This window comes from Janthinobacterium sp. SUN176 (assembly GCF_030587335.1).
GTDB lineage: Bacteria > Pseudomonadota > Gammaproteobacteria > Burkholderiales > Burkholderiaceae_D > Janthinobacterium > Janthinobacterium kumbetense.
This window is the reverse complement of record NZ_JAPWIA010000001.1, coordinates 673,006-687,532: the sequence shown is the minus strand read 5'-3', so window position 1 is coordinate 687,532 and position 14,527 is coordinate 673,006. Positions and strand designations below refer to the sequence as shown.

The window sequence follows — 14,527 nt, the reverse complement described above, 5'->3', positions numbered from 1 at the left end:
AAAGCATGAGTGTAATGCCAGTACTGGCAAAATGGAAACATTCGCCGCTGCGGTACGCGGGCAGATACGGGAAAACTGCTAATCTTGCGGCTATACACCTTGATACTGGAGCTCGCCATGCTGCATCGCCTCACATACCTGTCCCTCGCCGCCGCCATCGCCATGGCCGGCGGCTGCGCCGCCACGTCCGACAGCGCCAAGCCGGACACCGGCCTGACGCCCAGCTACAGCCTGACGAATACCTACTGGAAGCTGACGGAACTCGATGGCGCCCCGGTGACGATGGCGCCGCAGCAGGAGCGCGAAGTGCGCATCACCCTCACCGACGATGGCAAGGTCCATGGTTTCACGGGCTGCAACCAGGTCATGGGCGGCTACACGCTGGCCGGCACGGCCCTGCGCTTCACGCAGCTGGCCGGCACGCGCATGGCCTGCCCGCCGCCCCTGATGCAGCTGGAAAGCGCCGTGCTGGCCAACTTGAACAGCGTGACGGGTTACCGTTTCGAAGGCGAGTACCTGATCCTGCTCAAGGATGGCGCGCCCGTGGCCAGGTTTGAATCGGTCTACCTGTGAAATAAAAATCGACTGCCGTTACAATGGCTTCCAGCCCATCATCCGGAAGGAAGCCATGTCCGCACTGCCCTCGCCGTCTTCATCCCCGACACCATCGGCCGCCGGCCGCTACCGGGCTTTTCTTTTTGACATGGACGGCACCGTCATCAATTCCATCGCCGCCGCAGAACGCATCTGGGGCACCTGGGCGCAGCGCCAGGGCCTCGACGTGGCAGCCTTCCTGCCCACCATCCACGGCGCGCGCTCGGTCGACACCATCGCCAAACTGCGCTTGCCCGGCGTCGACGCGCAGCGCGAATCGCAGGGCATCACGGATGCCGAAATCATCGATGTGGAAGGAATTATTGAAATCGCGGGCGCGCTGCGCTTTTTGCAATCGCTGCCGCCCGCGCAATGGGCCATCGTCACCTCGGCGCCGCGCGCGCTGGCCACGGCCCGCCTGAAGGCGGCCGGCATGCCGATACCGGCCATCATGGTGACGGCGGAAGACGTCAAGGCGGGCAAACCCCGGCCCGATTGCTATTTGCTGGCGGCGGAAAAACTGGGCGTGGCGCCCTCCGATTGCCTGGTGTTCGAGGATGCCTCCGTCGGCATCGAGGCAGGAGAAGCGGCTGGCGCAAAGGTCATCGTCGTCACCGCCACGCATGCGCACCCGCTGGCCACCCGCCACCCGGCCATCGACAATTATGAAGCCATCGTCGCGACGGTCGATGCTGACGGATTCATCGTGCTGGCGCAGTTATCTGACCCTGCGGTTGCAGCACGCGCGACAAGATAGCCTGCTCCAGCGCGGCGAAGGCCGCATGGCCGCGCTGGCGCGGGCGCGGCAAGTCCACCGGCACGTCCATGGTGACCTGTCCATCCTCGATCAGCAGCACCCGGTCGGCCAGGGCCACGGCTTCGGCCACGTCATGCGTCACCAGCACGGCCGTGAAACCGCGCGCCAGCCACAACGACTCGATCAGCTGCTGCATCTCGATGCGCGTCAGGGCGTCGAGCGCGCCCAGGGGTTCGTCGAGCAGCAGCAGTTGCGGCTCGTGCACGAGGGCGCGCGCCAGCGCCACGCGCTGTTTCTGCCCGCCCGACAGGGCTGACGGCCAGTCGTCCGCCCGCTCGGCCAGGCCCACCGTCCACAGCGAGGCGGCTGCCGCGCCGACGGAACGGGGCAAGCCCAGGGCCACGTTGTCGAGCACCGTCTTCCACGGCAGCAGCCGCGACTCCTGGAACATGATGCGGATATCGGGCGCGCCCACGCCGCTGCCGATGGCGATTTGGCCTTCATCGACGCTTTCGAGGCCCGCGATCGAGCGCAGCAAGGTGCTCTTGCCGCAGCCGCTGCGTCCCACGATGGCGACAAATTCGCCCGCTTCCAGCTGCAGGTCGACGTTTTTCAGGACCGGACGTTCGCCATAGGCCTTGCTCAATTGCGTCAAGGCCAGCGGCACGCCGCGGCGCGCCAGAGGGGCCTGCGGGGCGGCCTTGGCCTGCGGTGCGCTGGCCGGGTCGTACTGCACGAAGTGCGACAGGAAATCCGTTTCGATCTGGATGGGGGCAAGCAGCATGGTGTTCTTTCCTCATTTCGTCACTATCGGTAGGCGGGATTCCAGCGCAGGCAGTGGCGTTCCAGCCGGCGCGAGAACAGGTCAGCCAGCTTGCCCAGCAAGGCGTACAGCAAAATCCCCACCAGCACCACGTCCGTTTGCAGGAATTCGCGGGCATTCATGGTCATGTAGCCGATGCCGGCCTGCGCCGAGATGGTTTCGGCGACGATCAGCAGCACCCACACGAGACCGAGCGAAAAGCGCACGCCCACCAGAATGGAGGGCATGGCGGCCGGCAGGATCACGTCGCGGTACAGGGGCCAGCCGGACAGGCCGTAGCTTTTCGCCATCTCGATCAAGCCCTGGTCGGCCGAGCGGATGCCGTGGAAGGTGTTCAGGTAGACGGGAAAGAAGACGCCGACGGCCAGCAGGAACAGTTTCGCCGTCTCGTCGATGCCGAACCACAGGATCACCAGCGGGATCAGGGCCAGGGCCGGGATGTTGCGCACCATTTGCAGGGTCGTGTCGAGCAGGGTTTCCGCGTGGCGGAAGCTGCCCGTCAAGAGTCCCAGCAGCAGGCCCAGTCCCGCGCCGACGGTGAAACCGACCGTGGCGCGCCACAAGCTCGTTTTCAGGTGCAGCCACAATTCGCCCGACACGGCCAGGTGCCAGAAGGCTTTCGCCACGGCCCACGGCTCGGGCAGGATGCGGCTCGACAGCCAGCCCCACTGCGCCGCCAGCTGCCAGGCCAGCAGCAGCGCCACGGGCAAGGCCCACGGCGCCAGCGCATTGCGCCACGGCGTACCGGGCAGACGCTTGGTGGTGAAAGTGGGGCCGGCGCCCATCTCAGGCCGCCTTTTTCTGCGGCGCGGCCGGCACGATATTGCTGGCCATGACTTCGCCGAACGGCCCCGTCAGTGACTGCTCACCCACGGCCTTGCCCTTGCCCAGCAACGGGAATACCAGTTCGGCGAAGCGGTACGACTCTTCCAGGTGCGGGTAGCCGGAGAAAATGAAGGTGTCGATGCCCAGGTCCGCGTATTCCTGCATGCGCGCCACGACCGTCGGGCCATCGCCCACGAGGGCCGTGCCCGCGCCGCCGCGCACCAGGCCCACGCCGGCCCACAGATTCGGCGACACTTCGAGCTTGTCGCGCCGCCCGCCATGCAGGGCCGCCATCCTTTGCTGGCCCACGGAATCCATCTTGCCGAAGGCCGCCTGCGCCTTGGCGATGATGTCGTCGTCCAGGTGGCTGATCAGTTCATCGGCCGCGCGCCAGGCCGCCTCGTTGGTTTCGCGCACGATCACGTGCAGGCGGATGCCGAAGCGCACCGTGCGTCCCCGCTTGGCGGCGCGCGCGCGGATGTCCGCGATTTTCTCGGCGACCGCGGCGGGCGGCTCGCCCCACGTCAGGTACACGTCCATCTGCTCGGCCGCCAGTTCATGCGCGGGCTCCGACGAGCCGCCGAAGTACAGCGGCGGATATGGTTTCTGCACGGGCGGATACAGGGTTTTCGCGCCCTTCACCTGGATATGCTTGCCCTCGAAATCGTAGCCGGCCGCGCCGCCCTCGCCCGCCAGGGTGGCGCGCCACACCTTGATGAATTCATCGGAGATTTCATAGCGCTTGGCGTGGTCGGCAAACAGGCCGTCCGCTTCCAGCTCGCCCTGGTCGCCGCCCGTGACGACGTTGATCAGCAGGCGCCCGTTCGACAGGCGGTCAAAGGTGGACGCCATGCGCACGGCCAGGCCGGGCGTGGACAGGCCGGGCCGCACGGCCACTAAAAATTTGAGCTTTTGCGTCACGCTGATCAAGGACGAAGCCACCACCCACGCATCTTCGCAGGAGCGGCCCGTGGGCAGCAGCACGCCGTCGTAGCCCAGGGTATCGGCGGCCACGGCCACCTGGTGCAGGTAATCGGCATCGACGGGGCGCGCGCCCTGCGACGTGCCCAGGTAGCGGCTATCGCCGTGGGTAGGGATGAACCAGAAGACATTCAATGACATGGTGCGCTTTCCTTTGCTTGTTTATTTTGTGCTGGTGGCCAGCTGGCGCGCCGGCAGCAGCGCGTCCTTGACGACGATCGGTTTCGGGATCAGCTTCAGGCTGGAAAAGGCATCGGCCACCCTTTGCTGCGACGCGATGACGTCGACCGACACGGGTTTGACGCCATACGCATAGCGCGAGGCGGCCAGCGCCACGACATCCTTGCCCAGCCCCGTCTGCGCCGACAGAATCGTCGCCACTTCTTCCGGGTTGTTGCGGCCCCAGTCATCGACCTTGGCCACTTCATCGAGCACGATGCGCAGGATTTCCGGGTTTTTCTCGGCATACGTGCGCGAGGCGAGATAAAACTGGTAATTCGCCACCAGGCCCTTGCCATCGGCCAGCACGCGGGCACCCAGCTGCTTTTCGGCGGCCGCCAGGAACGGGTCCCAGATGGCCCAGGCGTCCACGCTGCCCCGCTCGAAGGCGGCGCGCGCATCGGCCGGCGGCAGGAACACGGGCTGGATGTCGGCGTAGGCAACGCCGGCCTTTTCCAGCGCTTTGAGTAACAGGTAATGCACGTTCGAGCCCTTGTTCAGGGCGACTTTCTTGCCCTTCAAGTCGGCCAGCGTGCGCAGGCCGGAAACCTTGGGCACGACGATGGCTTCGCTGGCGGGCGACGCCGGCTCATTGCCGACGTACACCAGGTTGGCGCCGGCCGCCTGGGCAAAGATCGGCGGCGCCTCGCCCACCGTGCCGAAGTCGATGCTGCCCACGTTCAGGCCTTCCAGCAGCACGGGACCGGCCGGGAACTCCGTCCACTTCACGCCCACGCCCTGCTCGGCCAGGCGTTTTTCCAGGGTGCCGCGCCCCTTGAGCAAGGTCAATGTGCCGTATTTCTGGTAGCCGATGCGCACCTCGCCCTTGGCTTGCGCCTGCGCCGCGACCGGCATGCCGGCCGCCATCACGCCGGCGACGGCAGAAAACAGCAAACCCAGGGTGGTGCGGCGCGAAAGTCGTTGTGCGTGGCGGTGTGTCATGGCAGTTCCTTGGTCGGTGAATAATCAGGCGGCTTGATACTGCGGCGCGTAAGGCTGGTCTTGCAGCGAACGCACGGGGACAGAAATATCGGCGGGCGCGGGCGGGCGCTGCCCCTGCAGCACGAACAGGCCGGTGGAGAGTTCCTCGATGCCCGCCTGCACGCGTTCGGCAATCGGCGCATCCAGGCTCAGGCCCCGTTCTTCGTGCCACGCCAGTTGCTGCGCATTCGCGTAGATGCTGGTGAAGACTTGCTTGGCGCCCAGCGCATGCAGCACGGGGCGCAGCGCGTAGTCGAGCGCCAGGGTGTGGGCATGGCCGCCGCCCGTGGCCAGCGGCAGCACCAGCTTGCCGGCCAGGCCATCTTGCGGCAGCAGGTCGAGGAAGGCTTTCAGCAACCCTGTATATGAAGCCTTGTAGATGGGCGTGGCGATCACGATGGCGTCGGCGTCGGCCACGGCGCGCACGGCGCGGGCAATCGCCGCATCGTCGTAGTCGGCCAGCAGCAAGGCGCGCGCCGGCAAATCGCGCACATGCAGCTTGGCGTAGCTGTGGCCCTGCAGCGCCAGCTGTTCGCCGATATGCAGCAGCAGACGGCTGGAACTCGATGGGAGTTGCGGGCTACCGCCCAATAACAAGATGCTCATGTGATGCCCGTCCCTGTACGTTGTCGGATTGGAGTTGCTCGGATGCTTGCAGCCTATCGCCATCAGCAGCCGTGTAAAACGAATGCTTTCGCGCTTCGATATGCGTTTTTCGACTATCCGGGCCTGACGCCCCGCAAGCGGAGGCGCCGGCTTCCGCGCGGCTTTTTTCGCATATGCATGCGCGGTTTTCTTCGTGTACGGCGCACGCCTGGCGGTGCAATATCGGCGTCATCGTCTTTCTGGAATGTCACCCATGTCTAGCGTTTTTCTCCATGCCGCCCGTCCCCAGCCGCCTGTGCCGGAACCCCTGCAGGACGCCATCCGCATCGCAACAAAGCTGGCCGCGCGCCTGGCCGAAACGGCCAATGCCCGCGATCAGGCCGGCGGGCACGCGGCGCAGGAACGCGAATGGCTGCGCGAGTCGGGTCTGCTGACTTTGTCCATTCCCGTGGAATTCGGCGGCCAGGGCGCGTCCTGGCCCCTCGTGTACCAGGTAATCCGCATCCTGGCGCGGGCCGACAGCGCGCTGGCGCATGTCTTCGGCTTCCACCATTTGCAGCTGGCCGGCCTGCAGCTGTATGGCAGCGCGCAGCAGCAGCGCCGCCTGCTCACCTTGACCGTCGACGAGCGCCTGTTCTGGGGCAATGCCTTGAATCCCCTCGACAAACGGGTCACCGCGACCGACAGCGACGACGGCTTCACCCTTGACGGCATCAAGAGCTTTTCTTCCGGTTCCGTGGGCTCGGACTGGCTGACCGTCTCGGCCTGGCACGCGCCCACGCAGACGGCGCTGATCGCCGCCCTGCCCACGCGCCAGGATGGCGTGACCGTGCAGGCGGACTGGGACGCTTTCGGCCAACGCCAGACGGATAGCGGCAATGTGCATTTCCAGGCGGTGGCCCTGCCGCGCGAACTGGTGCTGCAGGCGCCCGCGCAGGCCGCCACGCCGCAAGCCACCGTGCGCTCGCAGATCGCCCAGCTGATCATGGCCAACCTGTACCTTGGCATCGCCGAAGGCGCATTCGAGGCGGCGCGTCGCTATACGGACGAACAGGCGAAAGCCTGGTTTGCCTCGGGCGTGGACAAGGCAACGGACGACCCTCTGGTACAGCACCGCTATGGCCAGCTGTGGCTCTTGCTGCGCCCCGCGCAGGTGCTGGCCGACGCGGCGGCGCAGGAACTGGAAAAAGTATTCCGCAAGGGCGCGCTGGTAACGGCGCGCGAACGGGGCTTGCTGGCCGTCGCCGTGGCCGAAGCCAAGTGCCTTGCGCACAAGGCGGGACTGGAAATCAGCAGCCAGATGTTCGAACTGACCGGCGCCCGCTCCACCTCGGCCCAATACGGCTTCGACCGCTACTGGCGCAACGTGCGCGTGCATACCCTGCACGACCCCATCGACTACAAGCTGCGCGACCTGGGACGCTTTGCCTTGAATGGCACCGTGCCCGAGCCGACGGCGTATTCCTGATTCACCCACCAAGGAGCCACCATGACCATCGCCCGCCGCAGCATCCTCCTCACCGCCCTTACCCTGGCACTGTCCAGCGGTTTCGCTCACGCCAAGGACCCGAAAGACATCACCATCGGCACCAGCGCCGGGCCGTACGCGGACCAGATCAAGCTGGGTATCAAGCCTATACTGGAAAAGCAGGGCTACAAGGTCAAGCTGGTGGAATTCAACGACTATATCCAGCCGAACTTCGCGCTGGCCGAAGGTTCGCTGGACGCCAACGTCTTCCAGCACATCGTCTACCTGAAGAAATTCGCGCTGGAACACAAACTGGCCCTGACGGACCTGATCACGATACCCACGGCGCCGATCGCCATCTACAGCAAGAAGCACAAGACCCTGGACGACGTAAAGGAAGGCACGACGGTGGGCTTGCCGAACGACCCGACCAACCAGGCGCGCGCGCTGGTGCTGCTCGACCAGCTGGGATGGATCAAGCTGCGCGCCAGCTTCGACCCCGTGCGCGCATCGGAAAAGGATATCGCCGTCAACACGAAGAAAATCAAGCTGCAGCCGCTGGAAGCGGCACAACTGCCACGCTCGCTGGGCGACACCGATTACTCCTTCATCAACGGCAATTACGCGCTGGCGTCCGGGCTGAAGCTGACGGATGCGCTGGTGGCCGAGAAAATCTCGCCCAACTACATCAACCTGGTGGCCATCCGCACGGCGGACAAGGACAAGCAGTTCGCGAAAGACCTGGCGGCCGCCTACCGCTCGCGCGAATTCCTCGACATCACGAACAAGCACTTTGCCGGCTACTCGAAACCCGATTACCAGCAAGCCTTGCAGACGGCGGCCAAATAAGCCATGGCCAAGTCGATACGCTTCAACGCCTTCCAGATGAATACCGTCGGCCACCAGTCGCCGGGCCTGTGGACGCATGCGCGCGACCGCAGCCACCGCTACACGGACCCCGAACACTGGACGGAACTGGCGCAACTGCTGGAAGCGGGCCTGTTCGACGCGGTTTTCCTCGCCGACGTGCTGGGCGTGTATGACGTGTACCGGGGCAGCCTCGATGCGGCCCTGGAACACGGCGTGCAGGTGCCGCTGAACGACCCGCTGGCGCTCGTGCCCATCATGGCGCAGGCCACCACGCACCTGGGTTTCGGCGTCACCTGCGCCCTCACCTACGAGCACCCGTACACGTTCGCGCGCCGCATCTCCACCCTCGATCACCTGACGAAAGGGCGCATCGGCTGGAATATCGTCACCGGCTATCTCGATAGCGCGGCGCGCAACCTGGGCCTGAACCAGCAGCTGGGCCACGACGAACGCTACGACCTGGCCGACGAATACCTGGACGTCGTCTACAAACTGTGGGAAAAAAGCTGGGACGACGACGCCGTCGTCAACGACAAGGCGCGCGGCATCTATGCCGATCCGGCCCGCGTGCATCCGATCAACCATGCCGGGCGCCACTACCAGGTGCCCGGCATCCATTTGTGCGAGCCGTCGCCGCAGCGCACGCCGCTGCTGTACCAGGCGGGCACCTCGCCGCGCGGCACGCGCTTCGCGGCGCGCCATGCGGAAGCTACCTTTGTCAGTGGCCCCAGCAAGACGGTGGTCAAGCGTTACGCGGACGACTTGCGCGCCGCCGTGCGACAAAGCGGGCGCGATGGCGACGCATTGCTGATCTACGCGCAAGCGCTGGTCATCACGGGCGCCACGGAAGAAGAAGCGCGCGCCAAGCATGCCGATTACCTGCGCCACGTGAATATCGAGGCGGCCCTCGTGCTGCTGTCCGGCTGGACGGGCGTCGATTTCAGCCGCTACCCGCTTGACGCCACCATCGAGTACATCGATTCACCGGCCGGCCGCTCGGCGCTGGCCTCGTTCAGCCAAGCCGACCCGGACCGCCGCTGGACGGTGCGCGAAGCGGCCGAATACATCGGCCTGGGCGGACGCGGCCCAGTCATGGTCGGCGACGCGCGCCAGGTGGCAGACCAGCTGGAAAGCTGGCTCGATGAAACGGGCATCGACGGTTTCAATCTGGCCTTCGCCGTGGCCCACGACAGCATGGCCGACGTGGTGCAATACATCGTGCCGGAACTGCAGCGGCGCGGCCGCTACCGCACCCATTACGAGGAAGGCAGCTTGCGCCACAAGGTCTTCGGCCAGGGCCCGCGCCTGCCCGCCGATCACGCGGGCCGCCAGGTCAGCATCGCCCCCGCCGACGCCGCCCTGGCAGCGGCCTGACGCATCAGATTTCCCACTCAAGGACACCATGAAACGCAGAACCATCTTGCAACTGGCCGCCAGCGGCGCCACCATCGTCGCCTTGCCCGGCCTCGCCCGCGCCGCCACGCAAGCGCCTCTGAAGGAGCTGCGCCTCGACTACGCCTATTATTCGCCCACCAGCCTGGTGCTGCGCCGCTTCGGCTGGCTGGAAGACGCGTTCAAGCCGGACGGCACCAGCATCAAGTGGGTGCTCAGCGCGGGCAGCAACCGCGCACTCGAATACCTGAACGCCAACAGCATCGACATCGGTTCGAGCGCCGGCCTGGCCGCCCTGCTGGCGCGCGCCAACGGCAACCCTATCCGCGCGCCGTATATTTTTTCGCGTCCCGAATGGACGGCGCTGGTGGTGCGCAAGGATAGCCCCATCCGCAGCCTCGCCGACTTGAAGGGCAAGAAGGTAGCCGCCACCAAGGGTACCGACCCGTATCTGTTCCTGCTGCGCGAATTGAAGACGGCGGGCCTGAAACGCGGCGACATCGAACACGTCAGCCTGCAGCATGCCGATGGCCGCGCGGCGCTGGAACAGGGCAAGGTCGATGCCTGGGCCGGGCTCGATCCCCACATGGCCGCCAGCGAACTGGAAGCAGGGTCACGCCTGATCTACCGCAACGTGGCCTTCAACACCTACGGCTTCCTGAACGTGCGCGAGGACTTCCTGGCCAGCCGCCCCGCCGAAGTGGGCAAGGTGATACAGGCCTACGAGCGGGCGCGCGCCTGGATACGCGCAAATCCGGCAGAGGCGGCGAAAATCCTGTCGGAAGAAGCCAAGGTCAGCCTGCCGGTGGCGCTGCTGCAGGTGAAACTGCGCAGTGACTTCAGCAATCCGCAGCCGTCGAACGAGCATGTGAAAGCCCTGCTGGTGGCCGCGCCCATCCTCGCCGAGGAAGCGCTGGTCAAACCCGGCGCCGACGTGAACCGCGCCATCGCGGACCTGGTCGACACGCGCTTCGCCGCGCCCTTCATCAGCAAGGCGTAGACGCTCATGGCCAGAGACACGCTCGCCGCGCCGGCACCGGCCCACGACACGGGCGTCCGGCACAAGCTCTTTCGCCCGCCCTTGCCACGCGCGGCGCTGGGCCTGCTGCTGCCCGCCTTGGCGCTGCTGGCAGCGGAACTGGGCGTGCGCACGGGCGCCATCCCCGCCAACCTGCTGCCTGCGCCCAGCGACATCGGCGCCACCATCGCCGAACTGGCGCACCAGGGCCTGGCCGGCCATGTGCTGGCCAGCACCGCGCGCGTGGCCATCGGCTTTGCGGGCGGCGCGCTGCTGGCCATCGTGCTCGGTGCGGCGGTGGGCTTGAACCTCACTGCGGAGGCGCTGCTCGATCCCACGTTCCAGGCCCTGCGCGCCATTCCCTCGCTGGCCTGGGTGCCCTTGCTGCTGCTGTGGCTAGGCATCGATGAAGCGTCTAAACTGGTCCTGATCGGCATCGGCGCCTTCTTCCCCGTGTACATGGGCGTGGCGTCGGGCATCCGCGACGTGGACCGCAAGTTGATCGACGCGGCCCGTTTATACCGTTTGAGCCGCCCCGCGCTGGCGCGGCGCGTGCTGCTGCCGGCCGCGCTGCCGGCCATTTTCACGGGTTTGCGCAACGGTTTGAGCCTGGCCTGGATGTTCATGGTGGCGGCAGAACTGATCGCCGCCAGCCAGGGCCTCGGCTACCTGCTCAGCGACGGGCGCGAAACAAGCCGCGCCGACATCGTACTCGCGGCCATCGTGCTGCTGGCCGTGCTGGGCAAGGCCAGCGACAGCCTGATGCAGCGCCTGGAAACCCGCTTGCTCGCCTGGCGCGACAGCTATGCCACTTCCTGACGAAAGCCCCCACGCATGACTGCCCTGCTCGACATTGCCATCCATGACAAAGCCTATGGCCTGCGGCGCGTGCTGCATAACCTGCAATTGCAGCTGCGCCAGGGCGAGATCGTCAGCCTGATCGGCGCCAGCGGCTGCGGCAAGAGCAGCCTGCTGTCCATCGTGGCCGGTCTCGATACGGACTTTCGCGGCACCGTGCGCCTCGACGGCAAGCTGCTGGCGGGAGTGCATGCTGACATCGGCCTGATCTTCCAGGAACCGCGCCTGTTTCCCTGGCTGACAGTGGCGCAAAACATCGCCTTCGGCCTCGGTCCCAAAGGCGAAGACGATCCCAGGGTCGCGCAATTGCTGGAGGAAGTAGGCTTGCAGGGCCATGCGGACAGCCTGCCCAAGCAGCTGTCGGGCGGCCAGGCGCAACGCGCGGCGATTGCCCGCGGCCTATTTGGCCAGCCCCGCATCCTGCTGCTGGACGAACCATTTTCCGCCGTCGATGCTTTTACGCGCATGAAGCTGCAAGACTTGCTGACCGCCGTCACCGCGCGCCATGGCCTGAGCGTGCTGCTGGTGACGCACGATATCGATGAAGCGCTGTACCTGAGCGACCGCATCGTCATGCTCGACACGCGCGCCGGACCGCCACGCGCCCAATACGACGTGGCCGCGCCCCGGCCCCGCCTGCGCACACCAGCGGCGCAGGCGCAATTAAAAGAGGCCATCCTCGGCGAACTGCACGCCGCGCACGCGATCTGAGGCTTGCGCGGCGGCGCCAGTGACAAGTCTTGTCATTCATGTTAGCTTGCCATGTTGAAAACATACAGGCGGCGACGTGCACCTTCCTTCCCTTCCCATCCTCGCCATCCTGGCCCTCGGCCACCTCGCTGCGCACGCCGGCACGCAGGCTGACGCGGCGCCGGCGGAAACCGGCCAGTCCATCCACATCAACAGCATCCGCAATCCGGAACTGAAATCGTACCGCGTGATGGCGGCCGGCCTCGATGCCTTCGATGAATACCATGCGCTGGCGCCCGGGGCGCGCGAAGTGCGCTTCAAACTGGTCGCGGGCAGCCGCGCGCCGGCGGACGCCATGCAGGACCTGGCCTTGCGCATCGCCGGCAACGAAACCTCGATTGCGCTGCCCCTGGCCGCCGACGGCAGTTTCACGCTGCCGCGCAGCGCGCAGGCCGACAGCGAGGACGCGGACCTGGTCACCAACAAGAAAAAGGGCAATTACCGCTGGCAGCCGTCCATTCACAGCGACGGCGTGCCGGCCGGCATGCGCCGCCTGGGCGACCTGCGCCTGCAATGCCAGGTGACGATTGCCATCGCCAAGAAAGAGATACCGTTCTGGGTACGCACCCTGGTCGGCACCCTGCTGCGCACCACCGACTGGTGCTCCGCCGAGCAGCTCAAGTTGGGCACCCGCAGCGATGTGCCTCTCGCCAGCGCCACCCTGCTCGATGGCGAGCGCCGCATCGCCCTGAAGGTGGAAAAGGAAGGCCGCTCCTTCCTGTCGCCCATCGGCGACACCCGCTATGCGGACGATACCCTGATCGAACTGGTCTACCAGCAGGATGCCGCCGGCGCGCCGTCCGCCGCCCCTTAGGGTTTGCGTCCAGCCCCGTTCCATGTCAGCATATGCCACCCTGGCACCACGGATAAGGATCGCAATGCCCCCCACTCTTACGCGCGCGCTGGCACTGGCGCTGCTGGCAGGCCATGGCTCCCTGGCATCGGCGCAGGCGCCAGTCACGCCGCCGACGCCTGGCTGCGACATCTGCGCCACCTGGAATGCGGACCAGGCGCCGTTCCGCATCTTCGGCAATACCTATTATGTGGGCGTAAAAGGCCTCAGTTCCGTGCTGGTGACGTCGCCGCAGGGCCACGTGCTGATCGACGGCGGCTTGCCGGAATCGGCGCCCAAGATCATCGCCAATATCGGCACGCTGGGTTTTCGCATCGAGGACGTCAAGCTGATCCTCAATTCGCACGGCCATATCGACCATGCGGGCGGCCTGGCCGAACTGCAGCGGCGCAGCAATGCGCTGGTGGCCGCCAGCCCGTCGGCGGCGCTGGACCTGGCGTCGGGCGAAGTGGGGCCGGACGACCCGCAATACCACGCGCTGCCCAAGTACCCGCCCGTCAAGGACATGCGCCTGGCGCGCGACGGCGGCCAGTTCAACGTCGGTCCCGTCAACCTGACGGCGCACGCCACGCCTGGCCACACGCCCGGAGGCTTGAGCTGGACGTGGCAATCGTGCGACGGCCCCCGCTGCCTGAACATGGTCTATGCGGACAGCCTCAACGCCGTCTCGCGTCCCGGCTTCAAGTTCAGCGCCAGCAGCGAGTATCCGAACGCGGTGGCGGACTTGCGCCGCAGCTTCGAGACCCTGGAAAAACTGCCTTGCGACGTGCTCATTTCCGCGCATCCGGAGGCTGCACAGTTGTGGGAGCGGCTGGAGGCGAGCGCCACGGCCGGCAGCGACGCCTTTGTCGACCCGCAAGCCTGCCGCGCCTATGTGGCGGCGGCGCGCACCGTGCTCGACTCCCGGCTGGAACAGGAAAAGCAGCAGTGAACTTGCCAATGAGCTTGTCAACCGTGCACGCTGGCGCAGCGCCGATCTGCTACGCTGGCGCCATTCATTTAAAGAAGGAACCGCCATGTTCAAACTCGCCAGCCTGATTCCCCTCGCCGCCATCGTCGCCATCACCGCCGGCTGCGCGCAAACACCGGTGCGCAGCGACGCTGCCGCCGCCGCGCCAGGCGCCACCTCGCCAGCCAAGCCGGCACCCAAGCTGACGGGCACGCAGTGGAAGCTGAAGGAATTGAAGGGCAAACAAGTGGTGCGCAAGGCGCCCGAGCAGCGCGAAGTGACCCTGCTGCTGGCTGAAGGCCGCGCCAGCGGCAACAGCGGCTGCAACCAGATGATGGGCGGCTACACCAGCGATGGCGTCAGCACCTTGAACTTTGGACAACTGGCAGGCACCATGATGATGTGCCAGCCGCAGGACATGGACCTGGAACGCCTGCTGCTGACCACCCTGGGCGAAGTCAATGGCTACCGCTACGCCGACCAGGAATTGCTGCTGCTGAAGGATGGCGTGCCCGTGGCGCGCTATGAAGCGCTGACGGTGAAGTAAAACTGCTGCCTTCCCCCAAAGGCAAAGACTGGGGTC

General features: G+C 66.1%; 16 protein-coding genes. 11 read left to right on the top strand and 5 right to left on the bottom strand.

The window, feature by feature from the left end; genetic code table 11:
* Positions 1 to 117: 117 nt before the first annotated feature.
* Both O3299_RS03195 and O3299_RS03190 read left to right on the top strand, forming a co-directional pair.
* Positions 118 to 573, top strand: a complete 456-nt coding sequence (locus tag O3299_RS03195) for an META domain-containing protein (protein WP_289905548.1) — start codon at positions 118 to 120, stop codon at positions 571 to 573.
* 55 nt (positions 574 to 628) lie between these two features.
* The gene (locus O3299_RS03190) at positions 629 to 1,351 is read left to right on the top strand and encodes an HAD-IA family hydrolase (RefSeq protein WP_251351169.1); all 723 of its coding nucleotides are present in this window, start codon (positions 629 to 631) and stop codon (positions 1,349 to 1,351) included.
* On the opposite strand, the gene O3299_RS03185 is transcribed toward O3299_RS03190, so the two are convergent.
* Genes O3299_RS03185 through ssuE form a run of 5 tightly spaced genes read right to left on the bottom strand, consistent with a single transcriptional unit; the run spans position 1,296 to position 5,786 of the window.
* Positions 1,296 to 2,135 (bottom strand): ATP-binding cassette domain-containing protein, encoded by an 840-nt coding sequence (locus O3299_RS03185; protein WP_289905549.1) that lies wholly within the window; start codon positions 2,133 to 2,135, stop codon positions 1,296 to 1,298. The two genes, O3299_RS03190 and O3299_RS03185, sit on opposite strands and share 56 nt — an antisense overlap.
* Before the next feature lie 23 nt (positions 2,136 to 2,158).
* On the bottom strand, positions 2,159 to 2,959 hold the full coding sequence (ssuC, locus tag O3299_RS03180) for an aliphatic sulfonate ABC transporter permease SsuC (protein ID WP_289905550.1): 801 nt from the start codon (positions 2,957 to 2,959) through the stop codon (positions 2,159 to 2,161).
* Position 2,960: 1 nt separating this feature from the next.
* Entirely contained in the window at positions 2,961 to 4,121 is a 1,161-nt protein-coding gene (gene ssuD / locus O3299_RS03175; RefSeq protein ID WP_305061490.1) for an FMNH2-dependent alkanesulfonate monooxygenase, read from the bottom strand.
* 21 nt (positions 4,122 to 4,142) lie between these two features.
* A complete protein-coding gene (locus tag O3299_RS03170; protein WP_305061489.1) occupies positions 4,143 to 5,141 on the bottom strand; it encodes a sulfonate ABC transporter substrate-binding protein in 999 nt (332 codons plus the stop codon).
* Positions 5,142 to 5,165: 24 nt separating this feature from the next.
* A complete protein-coding gene (gene ssuE, locus O3299_RS03165; protein ID WP_099664566.1) occupies positions 5,166 to 5,786 on the bottom strand; it encodes an NADPH-dependent FMN reductase in 621 nt (206 codons plus the stop codon).
* A 253-nt stretch (positions 5,787 to 6,039) separates the two neighbouring features.
* Between ssuE and O3299_RS03160 the strand changes: the two genes are divergently transcribed.
* The 9 genes from O3299_RS03160 (at position 6,040) to O3299_RS03120 (ending at position 14,491) form a co-directional block, all read left to right on the top strand.
* A complete protein-coding gene (locus O3299_RS03160) occupies positions 6,040 to 7,254 on the top strand; it encodes an acyl-CoA dehydrogenase family protein (protein ID WP_305061488.1) in 1,215 nt (404 codons plus the stop codon).
* Positions 7,255 to 7,275: 21 nt separating this feature from the next.
* A complete protein-coding gene (locus tag O3299_RS03155; protein ID WP_305061487.1) occupies positions 7,276 to 8,103 on the top strand; it encodes a MetQ/NlpA family ABC transporter substrate-binding protein in 828 nt (275 codons plus the stop codon).
* A 3-nt stretch (positions 8,104 to 8,106) separates the two neighbouring features.
* On the top strand, positions 8,107 to 9,498 hold the full coding sequence (locus O3299_RS03150; RefSeq protein ID WP_305061486.1) for an LLM class flavin-dependent oxidoreductase: 1,392 nt from the start codon (positions 8,107 to 8,109) through the stop codon (positions 9,496 to 9,498).
* 28 nt (positions 9,499 to 9,526) lie between these two features.
* The gene (locus O3299_RS03145; RefSeq protein WP_305061485.1) at positions 9,527 to 10,516 is read left to right on the top strand and encodes an aliphatic sulfonate ABC transporter substrate-binding protein; all 990 of its coding nucleotides are present in this window, start codon (positions 9,527 to 9,529) and stop codon (positions 10,514 to 10,516) included.
* Between the two features lie 6 nt (positions 10,517 to 10,522).
* The gene (locus O3299_RS03140) at positions 10,523 to 11,353 is read left to right on the top strand and encodes an ABC transporter permease (RefSeq protein ID WP_305061484.1); all 831 of its coding nucleotides are present in this window, start codon (positions 10,523 to 10,525) and stop codon (positions 11,351 to 11,353) included.
* 15 nt (positions 11,354 to 11,368) lie between these two features.
* Positions 11,369 to 12,103, top strand: a complete 735-nt coding sequence (locus tag O3299_RS03135) for an ABC transporter ATP-binding protein (protein WP_305061483.1) — start codon at positions 11,369 to 11,371, stop codon at positions 12,101 to 12,103.
* Between the two features lie 76 nt (positions 12,104 to 12,179).
* Positions 12,180 to 12,956: a hypothetical protein gene (locus O3299_RS03130; RefSeq protein ID WP_305061482.1), complete on the top strand. Its 777-nt coding sequence runs from the start codon at positions 12,180 to 12,182 to the stop codon at positions 12,954 to 12,956.
* Positions 12,957 to 13,020: 64 nt separating this feature from the next.
* Complete coding sequence (gene bla, locus O3299_RS03125) at positions 13,021 to 13,926, top strand: subclass B3 metallo-beta-lactamase (protein WP_305061481.1); 906 nt, start codon at positions 13,021 to 13,023, stop codon at positions 13,924 to 13,926.
* An 85-nt stretch (positions 13,927 to 14,011) separates the two neighbouring features.
* On the top strand, positions 14,012 to 14,491 hold the full coding sequence (locus tag O3299_RS03120) for an META domain-containing protein (RefSeq protein WP_289915858.1): 480 nt from the start codon (positions 14,012 to 14,014) through the stop codon (positions 14,489 to 14,491).
* Positions 14,492 to 14,527 lie beyond the last annotated feature (36 nt).

Excerpts from the sequence above, each read along its gene's own strand:
- O3299_RS03135 (WP_305061483.1), top strand. The coding sequence starts at position 11,369 with ATGACTGCCCTGCTCGACATTGCCATCCATGACAAAGCCTATGGCCTG.
- O3299_RS03195 (WP_289905548.1), top strand. The coding sequence starts at position 118 with ATGCTGCATCGCCTCACATACCTGTCCCTCGCCGCCGCCATCGCCATG.
- ssuE (WP_099664566.1), bottom strand. The coding sequence starts at position 5,786 with ATGAGCATCTTGTTATTGGGCGGTAGCCCGCAACTCCCATCGAGTTCC.
- bla (WP_305061481.1), top strand. The coding sequence starts at position 13,021 with ATGCCCCCCACTCTTACGCGCGCGCTGGCACTGGCGCTGCTGGCAGGC.
- O3299_RS03150 (WP_305061486.1), top strand. The coding sequence starts at position 8,107 with ATGGCCAAGTCGATACGCTTCAACGCCTTCCAGATGAATACCGTCGGC.
- O3299_RS03170 (WP_305061489.1), bottom strand. The coding sequence starts at position 5,141 with ATGACACACCGCCACGCACAACGACTTTCGCGCCGCACCACCCTGGGT.
- O3299_RS03140 (WP_305061484.1), top strand. The coding sequence starts at position 10,523 with ATGGCCAGAGACACGCTCGCCGCGCCGGCACCGGCCCACGACACGGGC.
- O3299_RS03160 (WP_305061488.1), top strand. The coding sequence starts at position 6,040 with ATGTCTAGCGTTTTTCTCCATGCCGCCCGTCCCCAGCCGCCTGTGCCG.
- O3299_RS03155 (WP_305061487.1), top strand. The coding sequence starts at position 7,276 with ATGACCATCGCCCGCCGCAGCATCCTCCTCACCGCCCTTACCCTGGCA.
- O3299_RS03145 (WP_305061485.1), top strand. The coding sequence starts at position 9,527 with ATGAAACGCAGAACCATCTTGCAACTGGCCGCCAGCGGCGCCACCATC.
- O3299_RS03120 (WP_289915858.1), top strand. The coding sequence starts at position 14,012 with ATGTTCAAACTCGCCAGCCTGATTCCCCTCGCCGCCATCGTCGCCATC.
- ssuC (WP_289905550.1), bottom strand. The coding sequence starts at position 2,959 with ATGGGCGCCGGCCCCACTTTCACCACCAAGCGTCTGCCCGGTACGCCG.
- ssuD (WP_305061490.1), bottom strand. The coding sequence starts at position 4,121 with ATGTCATTGAATGTCTTCTGGTTCATCCCTACCCACGGCGATAGCCGC.
- O3299_RS03185 (WP_289905549.1), bottom strand. The coding sequence starts at position 2,135 with ATGCTGCTTGCCCCCATCCAGATCGAAACGGATTTCCTGTCGCACTTC.
- O3299_RS03190 (WP_251351169.1), top strand. The coding sequence starts at position 629 with ATGTCCGCACTGCCCTCGCCGTCTTCATCCCCGACACCATCGGCCGCC.